Raw genomic sequence first — 16,228 nt, forward strand, 5'->3', positions numbered from 1 at the left:
GCAGCCCCTTGCAAGGACGGGCCATGCCGCTATCCTTGGCACTGGAGAAGAGGAGAGCACCCGCTGCAACCTGTGCGTCGCAGTATCATGATGCTGGTCGTGGCCGTGGTCGTTTCGTCGGCCGCGGTGGTGTTCTATGGCACGTCGCTTCTCAGCAGCAGCTTCATGGCGGAAGCCTCGCTGCAGGCAAGCAGCACGCTGCGCCTGGCCGTCGCGGCGCTCGATGGTCATCTCAAGCGCTACGAGCCACTGCCCAGCCTGATCGCGGATCACGAGAACATCGAGGAACTGCTGGCCAAACCCGATGATCCGGCGCTTCGCCAGGCCGCCAATCAATATCTCAAGGCGATCAACAGCCTGCTGGATTCCTCCGACATCTACGTCATCGACATGGCGGGCGACACGATTGCCGCGAGCAATTTCGACGGCCCGGCGAGCTTCATCGGGCAGAATTTCAGCTATCGGCCCTACTTTCAGGAGGCGGCGCAGGGCCGTCCGGCGCGCTTCTATGCGCTCGGCACCACCTCGGCAAAGCGCGGCTACTACTTTTCCGCGCCCGTGGAGGTCGGCGGCTCGATCCTCGGGGTGATCGTCTTCAAGGTCGATATCGATGTCATCGAAGCCACGTGGCGGGGCGGCGAATACAAGATCTTCGTGTCCGATCCGGAAGGCATCATCTTCATGAGCGGCAATCCGGACTGGCTCTACAAGAGCCTTCTGCCGCTGACGGAGGAGCGCCTGGCCCGGACCACGGCCTCCCGCCGCTATTCGGATGCGCGGCTGGAAGAGCTCTCCGTCAAGCGCCGCGCCGTCGATGGTTATCAGTTGATGGACGTGGCCGCGGCCAAGGGCGGGCGCGAATACCTGGTGCTTTCGGAATATGTCGAAGCAGCGGACTGGACCGTCAACGTGCTGATGGACACCACGTCGGTTCATGCCCAGGCGCGCACCACCGTTGTCGCCATCGTGCTGTCGCTCTGCCTTGCCGGCCTAGTGCTTGCCGTGCTGCTGCAACGCAAGGCCCGGCGCGATCAGTGGCTGGCGATGGAAATCGAAACCAAGGCCGAGCTGGAACGGCGTGTCGAGGAACGGACGGCGGATCTCGCACGCGTCAACTCGCAGCTGCGCCAGACCCAGGCGGACCTCATCCAGGCCGGCAAGCTCGCCGGGCTCGGCCAGATGTCGGCAGCCCTCTCCCATGAATTCAACCAGCCGCTGGCCGCAGTGAAGAACTATGCCGATAGCGCCACGCTTCTGATCGAGCGCGGACGCGCGCCCGAGGCCAGGGACAATCTGACCCGCATTTCCAACCTCATCGACCGCATGGCCTCGCTCAGCCGCCATCTCCGCAACTTCGCGCGCAAGCCGAATGAAAAGCTGGGGCCGGTGGTGGTGGCCGACGTCATCAACGACACGCTGGAAATCGTGGCTGCGCGCCTTGCCGCGGCGGACGCGGTCCTCAACATTGATCTCGGCGACGTGCCGCCGATCGTGAATGCCGGATCGGTGCGATTGCAGCAGGTGCTGGTCAACATCATCACCAATGCCGCCGATGCGGTGGAGGGATTGAGCAACCGCGACATCTCGCTTTCGGTTCGCACCGCAGGGTCGCGGGCCATCATCGAGGTCAGGGATGCTGGGCCGGGCGTTCCACCCGCCATTGCCGAGCGCATCTTCGATCCGTTCTTCACCACCAAGGGCGTGGGCAAGGGGCTGGGCCTGGGGCTCTCGATTTCCTACAACATCGTCAAGGATTTCGGGGGCGACCTCACCGTCACCAACCACCCCGAGGGGGGCGCGGTGTTCCGCATCGAGCTTGCCCTTGCCGAGGCGCTATCGGAGGCGGCGGAGTGAGCGCGCCTGTTGTGCTGCTGATCGACGACGAGGCGGAACTGCGGCGTTCTACGGCGCAGGCGCTGGAACTCGTCGATCTCCCGGTGGAGTCCTTCGCTTCGGCAGAGGATGCCCTGACCCGCGTCGGTTTCGGCTTTCACGGCGTCGTCGTCACCGATATCCGCATGCGCGGCATGGATGGCATGACCCTGATGCAGCGGGTGCGCGATATCGATCACGAGATCCCCGTCATTCTCGTAACCGGACATGGCGACGTGCAGCTGGCCGTGAAGGCTATGCGCGAAGGCGCCTATGATTTCCTCGAAAAGCCGTTTGCCCTGCAGACGCTGGCAGGCGTGATCCGGCGCGCACTCGACCGGCGCGGCCTGGTGCTGGAGAACCGCAGGCTGAGGGCCGTTGCGGGAAAACGGGATGACGTGGAGGCGCGGCTGCCGGGCCGCACGCCTGTGATGGTCGACCTGCGCTACCGGCTGCGCACCATCGGCGCCTCGGATGCCGATACGCTGATCATCGGCGCGACGGGGGCGGGCAAGGAAGTGGTGGCGCGCGCGCTGCACGACATCAGCAGCCGCGCCGAGCGGCCCTATCTCGCCATCAATTGCGCCGCGCTGCCGGAGCAGCTGTTCGAAAGCGAGTTGTTCGGCCATGAGGCGGGCGCCTTTCCCGGGGCCATTCGGCCCCGCCATGGCAAGCTTGAGCATGGTCGCGGCGGCACCATCCTGCTCGATGAAATCGGCTCCATGCCGCTGGACCTGCAGGCGAAGTTCCTGCGGGTGCTGCAGGAGCGGACGATCACCCGCCTCGGCTCAAACGAAACCGTGACGCTCGATGTCCGCTTCATCGCCACCAGCAAGGTGGACCTGGAAGAGGAGGTCAATGCCGGGCGCTTCCGCGCCGATCTGCTCTATCGGCTCAATGTGGTGACGCTGCACGTGCCCTCGCTCGCTCAGCGCCGGGCGGATATTCCGCTGCTGTTCCTGCATCTGGTTCGCGAGGCGGCGGCGCGCTATGGACGCGACGATGTCGAAGTGCCGCCGGAGATCATTTCGGCTTTGGCCGAGCGGGAGTGGCCGGGCAATGTCCGGGAGTTGCGCAATGCCGCCGACCGGTTCGTGCTCGGTCTCGACATGCGGACCGGCGAGGGCGCCCCGGCCGATGAGCCCGACAGCCTGCGGCTGGCCGACCGGGTTTCCGCCTATGAACGGCGCATCATTGCCGGTGCGATCGCTGCTCATGGTGGCGCTCTCCGGCCCGTCTACGAGCAGCTCGGCATCTCCCGCAAGACGCTCTACGAGAAGATGCAGAAATACGGCCTCGACAAGAAGCACGCCCTGACCGACCTCGATGAATGAGCGGATCCGGCCAAATGGGTGGATTTCCACCCAGCAAGACGGGCCATTGGGAAGAAATCCACCCATGGTGCGCCGCAAACAGACGGAATACTTGTAAATCAGCATTGTTTCACATTGTGTGGCCCGCGTTTGCAGCGACTATTCCGCCAGCAGGTCCGGTTCCTGAGGATGAACCCGGACGTGTTTTGACCTGATGGGAGGAATTCATGTCGCTTTTCAAAACCATGCTCGCCACCACCGCCATGGCAACCGCGCTGATCGCCGGCGCTGCCCATGCCGAATATCCCGAGCGCAACATCACCATGGTCGTGCCCTTCGCGGCTGGCGGCCCGACCGACACGGTGGCTCGCCTTGTCGCTGAATCCATGTCCAAGGATCTCGGCCAGCAGATCATCGTCGAAAACGTCGGCGGCGCCGGCGGCACGCTCGGTGCCGGACGCGTGGCAAGCGCGGAGGCCGATGGCTATACCATCCTGCTGCATCACATCGGCATGGCCACCAGCGCCACGCTTTATCGCAAGCTGGCTTATGACACGCTGAACGCCTTCGAATATGTCGGCCTCGTCACCGAAGTGCCGATGACCATCGTGGCACGCAAGGACCTTGAGCCGACCGACCTCAAGGGCCTGATCGACTACGTCAAGGCCAACAAGGACAAGGTGACCGTTGCCAATGCCGGCATCGGCGCTGCCTCCCACCTTTGCGGCATGCTGTTCATGAGCGCAATCGAGACGCCGCTGGTCACCGTTCCCTACAAGGGCACCGGTCCTGCCATGACCGACCTCCTGGGCGGCCAGGTCGACATCATGTGCGACCAGACGACCAACACCACGAAGCAGATCCAGGGCGGCACGATCAAGGCCTATGCGGTGACCTCGCCGAAGCGCCTCGACATCTTCCCCGACCTGCCGACCGCCGTCGAAGGTGGCCTCTCCGGCTTCGAAGTTGGCATCTGGCACGGCGTCTATGCGCCGAAGGGCACGCCGTCGGAAGCGGTGGAGAAGCTCTCGGCCTCGCTGAAAAAGGCTCTGGCCGACCAGAATGTCGCAGCCCGCTTCGCCGAACTCGGCACCGCGCCGTCGCCCGAGGCTGACGCCACCCCGGCGGCGCTCAAGGCCAAGCTCGAAAGCGAGATTGCACGCTGGAAGCCGGTCATCGAAGCTGCCGGCCAATACGCCGACTAAGCCAATCTGAGACGCCCATGCAGAGCTTCCCCGGCCAATTCGCCGGGGAGGTTTTTTGTGCCGGCCAGCGGCCGCCATTCTGCCCGCGATCAGGCGCAGCACGCGGCAAGCCGGGCTCACTCCCAGGGGACAAAAAATGGCATCCTTCAGCATAGACAGAACTAACGCGCTCTGCGGCGGCGCGTTCATCGGATTAGGGCTGTTCTTCACGGTCCAGTCGCTGTCGCTCGATCTTGGAACCGCATTGCGCATGGGGCCGGGCTATTTCCCGCTCGTCCTGTCCGTCATTCTCATCCTGCTCGGCCTTGTGATCCTCGGGCAGGCCTTCCGGGAGCAGGGAGAACCGATCGGACGGCTGGCCTGGCGCGGCATGCTGTTCATTCTCCCGGCACCGGTGCTGTTCGGCCTCACCGTGCGTGGCCTGGGTTTTGTCCCGGCGCTGTTCCTGGCCTCCTTCATCGCCTCATTTGCCTCGCAGCGCATGCGTCCACTGGGCGCCGTGGCGCTGGCGGCGGCGATCACGGTGTTCTCGGTTCTGGTGTTCAGCTACGCGCTGGGCCTGCCGTTCGAGCGCTTTGGCCCCTGGACCCGTTTCTGAGGATCGACGATGGAACTCTTCAGCAATCTCGCATTGGGATTTTCCACCGCAGGTTCGATCGAGAACCTGTTCTTCTGCCTGATCGGCGTGCTGCTCGGCACCCTGATCGGCGTATTGCCCGGCATCGGCGCCACGGCGACGATCGCCATGCTCCTGCCGATCACCTTCCAGCTCGAGCCGGTCTCCTCGCTCATCATGCTGGCCGGCATCTATTACGGCGCCCAGTATGGCGGTTCCACCACCGCCATCCTGATCAACATGCCCGGCGAATCCTCCTCGGCGGTGACCGCCATCGATGGCTACCAGATGGCCCGCAACGGTCGCGCCGGCGCCGCCCTTGCGATCGCCGCGCTCGGATCGTTCTTCGCCGGCACGGTCTCGACCTTCCTCGTCGCCATCTTCGCGCCGCCACTTACCGCAATCGCGCTGGAATTCGGCGCGGCGGAGTATTTCTCGCTGATGGTCGTGGGCTTGGTATCGTCGATTGCGCTCGCCCATGGCTCGATCGTCAAGGCGCTGGCCATGGTGGCGCTCGGCCTGCTGCTCGGCCTCGTCGGCACGGACATCTATACCGGAACCCCGCGCTTCACGCTTGGCATCCGCGAATATGCCGATGGGTTGAACTTCGTGGCGCTGGCGGTCGGCGTGTTCGGCATTGCCGAAATCCTGCGCAACCTGGAAGGCGAGATCAGCCGCTCCGTGCTGATCAAGAAGGTCTCTGGCCTGATGCCGACCCGCGACGACTTCCGCCAGATGGTCGGGCCGGTCCTGCGCGGCACGGGTATCGGGTCTGCGCTTGGCATCCTGCCCGGCGGCGGCGCGATCCTGGCCGCCTTCGCCTCCTACACCGTGGAAAAGAAGCTCTCCAAAAATCCGGAGCAGTTCGGCCACGGCGCCATCGCCGGCGTTGCCGGTCCCGAATCCGCCAACAATGCCGGCGCCCAGACCTCGTTCATTCCGCTGCTGACACTCGGCATCCCGGCAAACCCCGTCATGGCGCTGATGGTCGGCGCAATGATCATCCAGGGCATCGTTCCGGGTCCCAATGTCGCGACCGAGCAGCCGGCGCTGTTCTGGGGCATTATCGCCTCCATGTGGATCGGCAACCTGATGCTGGTGGTGCTGAACCTGCCGCTAATCGGCATGTGGGTGAAGCTGCTGACGGTGCCGTATTACGTGCTGTTCCCGACGATCATGGCCTTCTGCTCGATCGGCGTCTACAGCGTCAACAGCAATGTCTACGACCTCTACGCCGTCGCCTTCTTCGGCCTGGTCGGCTACATCCTGGTCAAGCTGCGCTGCGAGCCAGCCCCGCTGCTGCTCGGCTTCGTGCTGGGGCCGCTGCTGGAGGAAAACCTGCGCCGGGCGATGATCCTGTCGCGAGGAGACCCGACCACCTTCCTGACCCGGCCGATCAGCGCCACGCTGCTTCTGATCGCGCTTGCCGTCCTGATCGTGGTGTTCCTGCCCAACGTCAAGGCAAAGCGCGAGGCGGTCTTCCAGGAAGAGGATTGATCGACCTGCCATCCGATACCGCTGCGCCATCCCATGGCGCAGCGGATTTAATCAATACGCGCGACAAAAGGTCTCGACCTGCTTGGGCTGCATGGCTGGCCTGTTTTTCCCGCGCTTGTACTTGGAGGGTGTCGCGCACATCTTAAGCTCGTAGAACAAAGAAAGCGAGCAAGACGATGTCCACCCTCCGCAAGTCCGCCAGCCTGGGCTTTTTCGGCCGAGCCTTTGCTGTAATGAGCGCCGCCACCGCAGCCGCCGCAGCCGTTGAAGGCCATCGCCGTCCGCGCGATCGCGACCTCAAGACCCTCGGCATCGACCCCACGGAATTCCCCCGCTACTAACGGTTCGAAAGATCGGCCATCCCCAGTCCATCAACAACTGGCTGAGGTGGTGCGCCAAGCTCTCGCGGCAGGCCCGTCATCCATGCCATAACGGATGACCCAAGCCGAAAGCGATTCCATGCCGATACACAAGCACCGCACCGACCCACTGTTCGACACGCCGGTCGGCAATCCCCTTGAGATCCTGAAGTCTGTCTACGGCTACCCAGCCTTTCGCGGGCGGCAGGCGGAGGTGGTCGATCAAGTCGTGCGTGGCGGCGATGCGGTGGTGCTGTTTCCCACGGGTGCGGGCAAATCCCTGTGCTTCCAGATCCCGGCGCTGTGCCGCGAAGGTGTCGGCGTCGTGGTTTCGCCGCTGATCGCGCTGATGCGCGACCAGGTGGAGGCCTTGAAGCAGCTCGGCGTGCGCGCCGCCGCGCTCAATTCCTCGCTATCGAGGGAAGATTATGTCGAGGTGCGGCGTGCCATATCAAACGGCGCGCTCGATCTTTTATATGTCACGCCGGAACGCATCGTGACCCCCTCCTTCAAGGAGATCATCGGGCAGGCGCGGATCGCGCTGTTTGCCATCGATGAGGCGCATTGCGTCTCCCAATGGGGCCATGATTTCCGCCCCGAATACCGCGAGCTCGGCCAGCTTGCCGAGCAGTTTCCCGGTGTTCCCCGGATTGCGCTTACCGCAACGGCCGACCCGCATACGCGCGAAGACATCATTGACCGGCTTCAGCTGCGCTCCGCCAAGGTCTACACCACCTCCTTCGACCGTCCCAATATCGCCTATGAAATCGTCGAGCGGGACCAGCCGCGCCAGCAATTGCTGCGCTTTCTCTCGCGTCACAAAGGCTCCAGCGGCATCGTCTACTGCCTGTCCCGCGCCAAGGTGGAGGATACGGCCGAGTGGCTGGAGGGGCAGGGTGTGCGGGCACTTCCCTACCATGCCGGCATGGATCGGGCAGTCCGCGATGCCAACCAGGATGCCTTCCTCAGGGAAGAAGACCTTTGCCTGGTGGCGACGGTCGCCTTCGGCATGGGCATCGACAAGCCAAACGTCCGCTATGTCGCCCATCTCGACCTGCCGGGATCGGTGGAAGCCTATTATCAGGAGACCGGGCGTGCAGGCCGCGACGGCCTGCCCTCTGAGGTCTGGATGGCCTATGGCATGGCGGATGTCATCCAGCGCGGCCGGATGATCGACGAGGGCAATTCCAGCGATGACGTCAAGCGGGTCGAGCGCGCCAAGCTCAACGCCCTGCTCGCCATCTGCGAAACGCCGGGCTGCCGCCGTCAGGCGATCCTCGCGCATTTCGGCGAAGCCCATCAAGGCGGCTGCGGCAATTGCGATACCTGCCTGAAACCCGTCGAAACCTGGGATGGAACCGACGCTGCCATCAAGGCGCTGGCGGCGATCTATCGGACGGGCGAACGCTTTGCCACCGGCCATCTGGTCGACGTGCTGCTCGGGAACGTCAACGACAAGACCACCCGTTTCGGCCATACGGACATGCCGGTCTTTGGCGCCGGGAAGGATATCTCGTCCAAGACCTGGCAATCGGTCTATCGGCAATTGCTGGCGGCTGGCCTGGTCAGCGTCGATCACGGCGCTTTCGGCGCGCTCAAGCTGCAGCCGGAGGCGCGCGCGGTGTTCAAGCGCGAGCGGGAAATCCGGTTCCGCAAGGACAGGCCGACCTCGGCCAAGGCCTCGCGCGGCGCGTCAGCGAGTTCGGCCAATGCCAGGGCGGCCTTGCGGGATTCCGATGCCGTGCTGTTCGAAGCGCTGAGGGTGGTTCGAACCACGATCGCCCGGGAGCTTTCCATTCCGCCCTATATGGTCTTCCCCGATACCACGCTCGCAGCATTCGCGCGGGAGCGTCCCACCGACCATGACGAGATGCTGGATATCACGGGCGTCGGCCAATCCAAGCTCGACCGATACGGCGACGCCTTCCTGGAGGTGATCCTGGCGCATCTGGATTGATGCCTGTTATGTCAGCCCATCGATCCCAGTGCGGCAATGATTTGTTGATCCAGCGCCGGCCTCACGGGTCCATGCGCCGCCTCGAAGCGGCTTGCGGCGCGCAACGTATCGATATCCGCGCGCGGCGGGCCGATGATCTGGATGCCGCAGGGCAGGCCCGTTGCTGAAACGCCTGCCGGCATGGCGGCCACCGGCAGACCCGCCATGGTCGGTCCGATCACCACTTCCATCCAGCGATGATAGGTATCCATGCTACGTCCGCCCACCACCTTCGGCCAGGAAAGCCCGGCATCGAATGGCAGCACCTGGGCAGAGGGAAGCACGAGGAAATCGTAGCGCTCGAACAGCCCCAGCATATAGCGATACCAGTCGCTGCGGGTCAGCGAGGCGGCGTAGATGTCGCTCGCCATCAGCGGCGCGCCGTTTTCCACTTCCCAGATCGCTTCCGGCTTCATCCGGGCGCGGCGGCTCTCGTCGGCATAGTCCGCCCGCTGGCCACCGGCCACGAGGAAATGGCGCAGCACCCGCCAGGCCCGCCACAGCGCATCCATGTCAAATCCGGACGGCACGGTTTCGACGGCAAGACCCATGGTCTCGAAGGTGGTCAAGGATTTTGCGCAGATCTCGATTACCTCGGGATCGAAGGGCAGGTAGCCGTTGTAGTCGCCAAGCCAGCCGATCCGACCCTTGGCAAAGACGGGCTTGTCGGAGGCCATGGCCATATCGCCTGCGGGTAGCGACAGGGGGCAGCGCGGATCATATCCCGCCTGGACCTGCAATAGCGCATGCACATCGGCCACCGTACGACCCATGGGCCCGGCGACAGAGAGTTGGCCGAGGAAAAGTTCTTGGCCGGGATCCGGCACACGGCCGAAGCTCGGGCGGAAGCCGACAACGCCGTTGAAGCTTGCGGGATTGCGCAGTGACCCCATCATGTCGCTGCCGTCGGCAATCGGCAGCATATGGGTCGCGAGTGCCGCCGCCGCCCCGCCACTTGATCCGCCCGCCGACCGGCTAAGGTCATGGGGGTTGCGGGTCACGCCGAAGACGCTGTTATAGGTGTGCGAGCCCAGCCCCATCTCAGGCGTGTTGGTCTTGCCGATGAAGATGGCGCCCGCCGCACGCAGGCGGGCAACATGGATGTCGTCCTCCTCTGCGACCACGCCGGCATAATTCGGCGAGCCCTGGGAGGTAGGCAGGCCCTTGGCATTCGACAGGTCCTTGATTGCCATGGGCATGCCATGCAGCCAGCCGCGCGAGTGTCCCTGGTCAAGCTCCTGATCGGCGGTCCGCGCCGCCGCCACCAATTCCTCGGTCTCCCGGCGGCTGACGATCGCGTTCACGAGCGGATTGATCCGGTCGATCCGCTCGATAAAACCCGCCATGACTGCCTCGCAGGAAACCTCGCGCCGGTGGATGGCCTGGGAAAGATCGAGGGCGGAAAGGCTGGTGATGTCGTGCATGATATCGCCTGAGAGAGGGAGATCGAATCTGTGGCGGACATCTTAGAGCATGTCGCGCAAAAGTGTGCCGCGGTTTTGCGATTACGACATGCTCAAAAACAAAGGACTAAAGCGAGGAAAGCGAATCTGAAAGATCGCGACGCGCTTTAGCCATTTGCCTGCCCGCGTCGATCTCTCTCCCTGGCGTTTAGCGTTCGGCCCGATCCATCGTATCCAGCCGGAAGACGGCGTCGGCGATGCCCGTCTTGCGGTCGAGGTCGAAGGTCTCGCTATCCTCCGGCAGCAGGATGGCCCAATCGGATATACCGAGATCCGTGAGCTGGTACGGCGTGCCGTGACCATATTCCAGGTGGCCGCGACCGATGATCCCGACCACGAGCGTCTCCGGATCCGCCGCCAGCACATCGGCGATCCCGCAGGCAAAGGCCCGGTCCCAGGTCTGCTGCGCTCGCACGAAGCGGTCGAATTCCGGATCCTCGGGCGATGACGCCTTGCGGTCAGGCCTTCCGCCGCCGGTCAGCTCGAAGAGATACCGGCGATGGGCCGGCGAGGCGGGCTTGGCCGGGGTTACCCCGTCGCGGTCTTCTACTGGAATGGCGTCCCAGCCGAGCTTGCCGACCTCCGTGACCAGGGGTCGCCGGCAATTGAGCGCCTTCATCGGCAGCTTGAACTGCCGGCAATAGTGGAAGATCGGCAAATAGAGTTCAGGCTGGAAACCCCAGACCGTCTTCCATTCGGATTGCTCAAGGAATTCAGCGCTGTCGATAGCGCCGGCAACCCAGGCATCGAGTGCCGGCTGCACCCGGCGTGGAAACATCTCGAAACCGACGATGATCTTACCTCGGTTGGCATGAAGCGCCGCAATCACATGCAGCTGCCAGCGGTGGATGTCGAAACGGTCATGGGTTTCGCCCAGGAGCACGGCGCGCTTGCCGGCCATCTCCCGCATCAGGTCGGCATGATCGCGTTCCGTGCCACGGGACCCGTCGAGCCAGGTCCCGGGTCTGTGATGGATTTCCGCCATGGTTTACTCCGCGGCCGCAGCCGTGGTCAGCGTGGCGGCTTCTCCGTGCAAGGTCAGCCCTACAGGCGTTCCATCCTGGCCGAGTGCCATCAGTTCCAGTCCTTGAGCAGCTTCAGTGGTTCCCCACGCACTGACCGTACCGCCGAGCAGATGCAGGTGGAAGTCATCGGTCATGATATTGATGAAGCCCATGCCGGGGCTGACTTTCGGCACGACACCCGTCCAGCGCTGGCTGAAGCCGGGCTCGTCATAGGCAATGGTGATCGGCCCACCCGCTGCCAAGGCCGCCTGGAGCGGCGCAAAGCCGGGATCGGCCGGATCGACCTCGGGCCGCTGCGGCCTGCTATTGTCGCGCGGATTGGGGTCGTCGAGGCGGGGCACATCTTGAAGAGCATCGGCAAAGGGCGGCAGGCCCTCGAAGCCGACGACGGCAAACAGCGTGCTGCCATCGGCCCGGCGGAAATCCAGTCGCGGATAGACCTGCGTCTGCATGATGCTGGAGCGATCCAGCACGATATCGACAATCAGCGAGGGATCGATGCGGCTGTCGTGGTTCTGGCCGCTACAGATCATCAGGTCGCCCTCGGCGGATACCGTTTCCACCTTGCCGATGCGTTCATGGGTGGCGCCATTGCCCTTGCCGATGATCATCAGCTTGCCCATGGCGGGCAAGCGCCGGATGATGTCGCGGGCATCCGCCTGCAGGAACTGGCGGGTGATCGGGGTGTCTTCGCTCATGATGGTTCTCCTTGAGATGCGATAAACAATGGGTCAGGCGGTCGCTGCCAGCGGCAGGTCCGGGCTGTCGAGATCCAGGATCTGCTGCGCTGTCGCAGCCCCCGGCAGGCGATGGGCGATGAGGAGCAGGGTGGTTTGCGGCAGCCGCTCGCGGATCAGCGCGAGCAATGCCGCTTCCGCCTGCTGGTCGAGCGCGCTGGTTGCCTCATCGAGAATCGCAAACCGGGGCCGGTGCAGCAGAAGCCGCGCCAGCGTCAGGCGCTGCAGTTCGCCGCCGGACAGGCCCGTGACGGCCTGATCGCCATGGCCCGGAAGGGTTTCGGTGTGGTGGCCAAGCCCGACGTCGCGCAGCGTGGCCTTCACCCGTTCGGCACCGAAATCTGCGACCTCGGAGGGATAGGCGGCGGCTTCCACCACCGAGCCTGTCGGCAGATATGGCTTCTGTGGCAGGTACATCGTGCCGTCCAGGGGCAGGGACACTTGGCCGTCCCCATGACGCCACAAGCCGGCAATTGCCTTGACCAGGGTGGTCTTGCCGATGCCCGAGGGGCCGCGAAGCCAGAGCATTTCGCCTTGATGCAGTGCCGTCTCCGGCAGTGCCACGAGCGGGCGGCCATCCGGGGTGCTGACCGCCAAAGGACCGAGCACGATGCCGGTCTTGGCCGGCATTCTGGCGATTGCGGGTGGATGGTCGCCGTTCTGTTCGGCAGCCTGCATGAAATGATCGAGACGCGAGGCGGTGGCGACGAGTTCAGCGAGATCCCGATAGGAAAAGATGAACCAGGACAGCGTCGTGACGACATTGGAGAAGGCCATGCTGAGCTGCATCAGGCCGCCAAAGGCCACGTGACCGGCGAGATAGCCGGGCAGGGCCACGAACAACGGTATGCGCAACACGGAATGGCGGAAGGGGAAGGTGAAGCTGCCCAGCACCAGTTCGGCCCGGATCACCCGGCGCCAATTGTTGGCCACGGCGTCGAAGCGATTGCGGAAGACCCGGGTTTCGGCGGCTTCGCCGTTGGACAGCGCCACCTCGTCAAAGGCCGTTCGCCAGCGCGCCATGCTGTAGCGGAAGCTCGCCTCGCGATGCTGCTGTTCGGCCAGCAGACCCTTGAGCGGTCGTCCCAGGACATGGGTGATGACACTGCTGATCGCCACATAGAGGAAGGCCGCCCAGACCATGTAGCGGGGAATTTCGATGTCCAGGCCGATTGGCGCGAGCGACAGCGCGAAATTCGACAGGCCCCAGAGGATCGCCAGATAGGAAAACAGCCCGACGATCTCACCGATCAAATCAAGCGCTTCGCCCAGCAGGCCCTTGGCAAACAGGCGACAGTCCTCGGCAATGCGCTGGTCGGGATTGTCGATGGCGTTTGTGGGGTCATTGGCCAGATGCCAAAAGGCCTTGTTGCGCGTCCAGAGCTCGATCGCCTTGTCGGTCAGCGCGCGGCGCCAGCGGATTTCCAGCACCTTGCGCAGATATTCGTAAGACAGGCCGCGCACGGAATTGAGCCCGACGATCAGCGCGAAGATGCCGATCTGCCTGAAGACTTCAGGACCGTTGACCTTTTCGACGGCCGAGTAGAACTCGCCGGTCCATTTCACAAGGCGGACGGTCGAGTAGACACTGCCGAGATTGAGCGCAATCGCCACGCAAAAGAGCAGCAGGCTGAGCTTGCCGCCCGGCATGCTGACGCAAATTCTGATCAACCGTTTGAACTGTCCGGCAATCCTGAGCATGGCCTATCCCATCGATGTTGTGGCATGCCGGACCGCCTGCGGCCCGGCATGCCTGGGGTTGGATCAGAACTTGACGGTGGCGCCGACCTTGAAGACGCGGCCGGGGCCGGTCTGCAGCTCAAGCGGATTGACATTGGCGACGGCAGTGGAGCTCGCCACCTTGTCGAAGCCCGTGAGGGTGTTCGGGAAATATCGGGTGTTGAAGATGTTCTCGACGCCGAAGGTGATCTCGAAATTCTCGCGCGGCGTCCACTTGGCATAGGCGTCGAACAGGGCGTAGCTATCAGGCAGATAGTAAGAGGCGCTGCTGGCTTCCGTGCGTCCTGCGGCAAGCGTGCTGAACAGCTCGAATTGCAGGCCGTAATCGGGCATTTCATGCTTGATGCCGAGGATTGCCGTGAACGGTACCGCGCCATCGAAGGCGGTTTCAGCGGAACTTGCGGTGACCTGCTGGCGGCCCTTGCTCCAGCTGACATTGGCGGACAAGGTGGTGTAATCGACCACCTCGTATTCGCCGCTGAACTCGATACCCCACAACTCAACATTCTCGACATTGTTGGAGGTATAAGCCGGAATCAGCGCACCGGCACTGTTGCGCACCGTGGTGAGCTGCAGGCTGCGGATGAAGTCCTTGTAGTCGGCATAGAAGCCGCCCAGGCTGAAGAAGCCCCGGTCAAATTCGCCGCGCAGGCCGAATTCATAGCTCTGCACCGATTCCGGACGCAGACTGGCATTGGGAACGATCGAGGTGCCGGTGAAGGCATCGTTGCTCGACTGGAAGAGCTGGGCCGAGGTCGGCATCTTGAAGCCTTCGCCATAGGAGGCGTAGACCGAATAGGTGTCGTTCAGATCGTAGACGGCGCCGAGTGCCTTCAACACTTCCGTATGCTCCTGCTTTGCAGGGCGGAAACCGGGAAGGCCGGGATAGGTGGAATCGCCAGTTGGATCGATCGCATAATGGGCGACGCGGACGCCGGGCGTCAGCGTCAGGCGACCATCCAGCATCTTGATCTCGTCCTGCAGATAGACGTCGGCGCGTTCGGTTGTCACACGCGGGAAGCTGAAGCCCTGGTTCACCGCCACCGTCGTCGCATTGGTACGCGAATCGAAGGTTGTGTTCGTGCCCGTGTAGTCACCCTTGGTGCGGTCGCCGTCAAAGCCGTAGGTCAGCTTGTGCTGGGTGTTGCCGAGATCGAAACTCGATTGCAGCTGGATGTCGCCTTCCAGGAAGGTTTCGCTGTAGTCGCGATACTGGTTCACCAGCTGGTAGCGGTTGGAATAGACGCGGCGCTGGTCGCTGTTGGTCACGCGCTCCTGCGGCGAGTAGGAGACGCGCCACTTGACGCTGTCGAGCCAGGGCTGATCCACCAGCCATTCATGTTCCAGCGCCACGCGCTTGCGGCTCATTTCGAGGTCGCGCGCATAGTCGGTGCTGTTATAGGCCGTCGTGGTCGCCACGCCGGTGGTCGAGGCGCTCATGTCATAGAGCTGGAGGATGCTGGTGTCGCGGCCGAACAGCTCGCCCGTCAGCTTGACGGTATGCTGGGCATCCGGTGTCCAGACCATCTTGAACAAGGCGTTGTCGACATCCGTGTCGGCTGGGAAAAGCTCGCCGCAATTGAAGTTGAGGCGGCTGCAGCCCCAGATGCCGCCATCGCCACGGGCGTTGCTCAGCTTGGCTTCGTGGCTGTAGGTATGGCTGTAGCTGCCCAGCACCTCCAGGTCGCCGAAGTCATACGCCGCCGTCACCTGCTTGCGCCAGCTGTTGTCGAAGCTGTCGAAACCGGTCTTCATCTCCAGCGCCCAGGGCTTGTTGGCATCCGTCAGCAGGTCGGACGGATCGCGGGTGCGGAACATGACGGAGCCGCCGAGCGCATCCGCACCCCACAGGACGGAGCTTGGTCCGCGGACGATTTCCACCGCCTTGAAATTGCTCATGTCGAAGAAGTCGCGGCTGCCGTCCGTGATGCCTTCCTGGACGCGGGCGCCATCAACAGTCATCAGAACGCGATTGCCGCCCATGCCGCGGATGGAGAAGCTGTTCAATTGGCCCCAGGGATTGGTGATGGAGGTTGGACGGCTCACCGAAACCCCGGGTTCGCGCCGCACGAGGTCCTGAATGTCTCTGACGTTGTAGTCGTCGAGCTGCTGCCGGTCGATCACCGAGATGTTCTGCGGAACATCGAGCACCTTCTTCGCATCACGCGTCGAAAGCACAACGATTTCCTCCAGTTCGGTATCTGCGGTCTGCTGTGTCGCCTTCTGCCCCCAGGCGCTGCCGGACACGGACAAGGCTGCAATGGCAACGCTGGTGGCAAGGATATGGGCGCGACGAGACAACGGCGCGCGCGGCGCCGCTAACATGCTGGACTTCATGGAAAACCCCCGAAAAATGCAACTGCATATGATCTACAAAAGATGACTTTTTGATTCAAGTTCAAAGA

General features: G+C 63.4%; 12 protein-coding genes. 7 read left to right on the plus strand and 5 right to left on the minus strand.

Annotation, left to right across the window (positions count from 1 at the left end; genetic code table 11):
* The first annotated feature begins 87 nt into the window (after window positions 1–87).
* The 7 genes from B9A97_RS03925 to recQ all read left to right on the plus strand — a co-directional run bounded on the left by B9A97_RS03925 (window position 88) and on the right by recQ (window position 8,819).
* Window positions 88–1,854: a sensor histidine kinase gene (locus B9A97_RS03925; RefSeq protein ID WP_280164069.1), complete on the plus strand. Its 1,767-nt coding sequence runs from the start codon at window positions 88–90 to the stop codon at window positions 1,852–1,854.
* On the plus strand, window positions 1,851–3,206 hold the full coding sequence (locus B9A97_RS03930) for a sigma-54-dependent transcriptional regulator (protein WP_084363688.1): 1,356 nt from the start codon (window positions 1,851–1,853) through the stop codon (window positions 3,204–3,206). Before B9A97_RS03925 ends, B9A97_RS03930 begins: the two co-directional genes overlap by 4 nt.
* Window positions 3,207–3,430: 224 nt before the next feature.
* Complete coding sequence (locus B9A97_RS03935) at window positions 3,431–4,390, plus strand: tripartite tricarboxylate transporter substrate-binding protein (protein ID WP_143530325.1); 960 nt, start codon at window positions 3,431–3,433, stop codon at window positions 4,388–4,390.
* A 136-nt stretch (window positions 4,391–4,526) separates the two neighbouring features.
* Window positions 4,527–4,988, plus strand: a complete 462-nt coding sequence (locus tag B9A97_RS03940; RefSeq protein ID WP_084363690.1) for a tripartite tricarboxylate transporter TctB family protein — start codon at window positions 4,527–4,529, stop codon at window positions 4,986–4,988.
* 9 nt (window positions 4,989–4,997) lie between these two features.
* Window positions 4,998–6,503: a tripartite tricarboxylate transporter permease gene (locus B9A97_RS03945; RefSeq protein WP_084363691.1), complete on the plus strand. Its 1,506-nt coding sequence runs from the start codon at window positions 4,998–5,000 to the stop codon at window positions 6,501–6,503.
* 176 nt (window positions 6,504–6,679) lie between these two features.
* A complete protein-coding gene (locus tag B9A97_RS29700; RefSeq protein ID WP_179145213.1) occupies window positions 6,680–6,844 on the plus strand; it encodes a hypothetical protein in 165 nt (54 codons plus the stop codon).
* Between the two features lie 118 nt (window positions 6,845–6,962).
* Complete coding sequence (recQ, locus tag B9A97_RS03950; protein ID WP_084363834.1) at window positions 6,963–8,819, plus strand: DNA helicase RecQ; 1,857 nt, start codon at window positions 6,963–6,965, stop codon at window positions 8,817–8,819.
* Between the two features lie 11 nt (window positions 8,820–8,830).
* Here recQ and B9A97_RS03955 read toward each other — a convergent pair whose 3' ends face one another.
* The 5 genes from B9A97_RS03955 to B9A97_RS03975 all read right to left on the minus strand — a co-directional run bounded on the left by B9A97_RS03955 (window position 8,831) and on the right by B9A97_RS03975 (window position 16,160).
* Window positions 8,831–10,282: an amidase gene (locus B9A97_RS03955; RefSeq protein WP_084363692.1), complete on the minus strand. Its 1,452-nt coding sequence runs from the start codon at window positions 10,280–10,282 to the stop codon at window positions 8,831–8,833.
* A gap of 187 nt (window positions 10,283–10,469) precedes the next feature.
* Window positions 10,470–11,306, minus strand: coding sequence for a ChaN family lipoprotein (locus B9A97_RS03960; RefSeq protein ID WP_084363693.1), 837 nt, complete (start codon window positions 11,304–11,306; stop codon window positions 10,470–10,472).
* 3 nt (window positions 11,307–11,309) lie between these two features.
* A complete protein-coding gene (locus tag B9A97_RS03965) occupies window positions 11,310–12,044 on the minus strand; it encodes a ChuX/HutX family heme-like substrate-binding protein (RefSeq protein WP_084363694.1) in 735 nt (244 codons plus the stop codon).
* A gap of 33 nt (window positions 12,045–12,077) precedes the next feature.
* Window positions 12,078–13,784: an ABC transporter ATP-binding protein/permease gene (locus B9A97_RS03970; protein ID WP_084363695.1), complete on the minus strand. Its 1,707-nt coding sequence runs from the start codon at window positions 13,782–13,784 to the stop codon at window positions 12,078–12,080.
* A 63-nt stretch (window positions 13,785–13,847) separates the two neighbouring features.
* Window positions 13,848–16,160: a TonB-dependent hemoglobin/transferrin/lactoferrin family receptor gene (locus B9A97_RS03975; protein ID WP_084363696.1), complete on the minus strand. Its 2,313-nt coding sequence runs from the start codon at window positions 16,158–16,160 to the stop codon at window positions 13,848–13,850.
* Window positions 16,161–16,228 lie beyond the last annotated feature (68 nt).

Origin of the sequence: Rhizobium sp. RU36D, assembly GCF_900176345.1 — a bacterium.
Taxonomy (GTDB): domain Bacteria; phylum Pseudomonadota; class Alphaproteobacteria; order Rhizobiales; family Rhizobiaceae; genus Allorhizobium.

What these genes read in the sequence shown, in the direction of transcription:
- B9A97_RS03925 (WP_280164069.1), top strand. Translation starts at nt 88, where the DNA reads ATGATGCTGGTCGTGGCCGTGGTCGTTTCGTCGGCCGCGGTGGTGTTC.
- B9A97_RS03935 (WP_143530325.1), top strand. Translation starts at nt 3,431, where the DNA reads ATGCTCGCCACCACCGCCATGGCAACCGCGCTGATCGCCGGCGCTGCC.
- B9A97_RS03940 (WP_084363690.1), top strand. Translation starts at nt 4,527, where the DNA reads ATGGCATCCTTCAGCATAGACAGAACTAACGCGCTCTGCGGCGGCGCG.
- B9A97_RS03945 (WP_084363691.1), top strand. Translation starts at nt 4,998, where the DNA reads ATGGAACTCTTCAGCAATCTCGCATTGGGATTTTCCACCGCAGGTTCG.
- B9A97_RS29700 (WP_179145213.1), top strand. Translation starts at nt 6,680, where the DNA reads ATGTCCACCCTCCGCAAGTCCGCCAGCCTGGGCTTTTTCGGCCGAGCC.
- recQ (WP_084363834.1), top strand. Translation starts at nt 6,963, where the DNA reads ATGCCGATACACAAGCACCGCACCGACCCACTGTTCGACACGCCGGTC.
- B9A97_RS03955 (WP_084363692.1), bottom strand. Translation starts at nt 10,282, where the DNA reads ATGCACGACATCACCAGCCTTTCCGCCCTCGATCTTTCCCAGGCCATC.
- B9A97_RS03960 (WP_084363693.1), bottom strand. Translation starts at nt 11,306, where the DNA reads ATGGCGGAAATCCATCACAGACCCGGGACCTGGCTCGACGGGTCCCGT.
- B9A97_RS03965 (WP_084363694.1), bottom strand. Translation starts at nt 12,044, where the DNA reads ATGAGCGAAGACACCCCGATCACCCGCCAGTTCCTGCAGGCGGATGCC.
- B9A97_RS03970 (WP_084363695.1), bottom strand. Translation starts at nt 13,784, where the DNA reads ATGCTCAGGATTGCCGGACAGTTCAAACGGTTGATCAGAATTTGCGTC.
- B9A97_RS03975 (WP_084363696.1), bottom strand. Translation starts at nt 16,160, where the DNA reads ATGAAGTCCAGCATGTTAGCGGCGCCGCGCGCGCCGTTGTCTCGTCGC.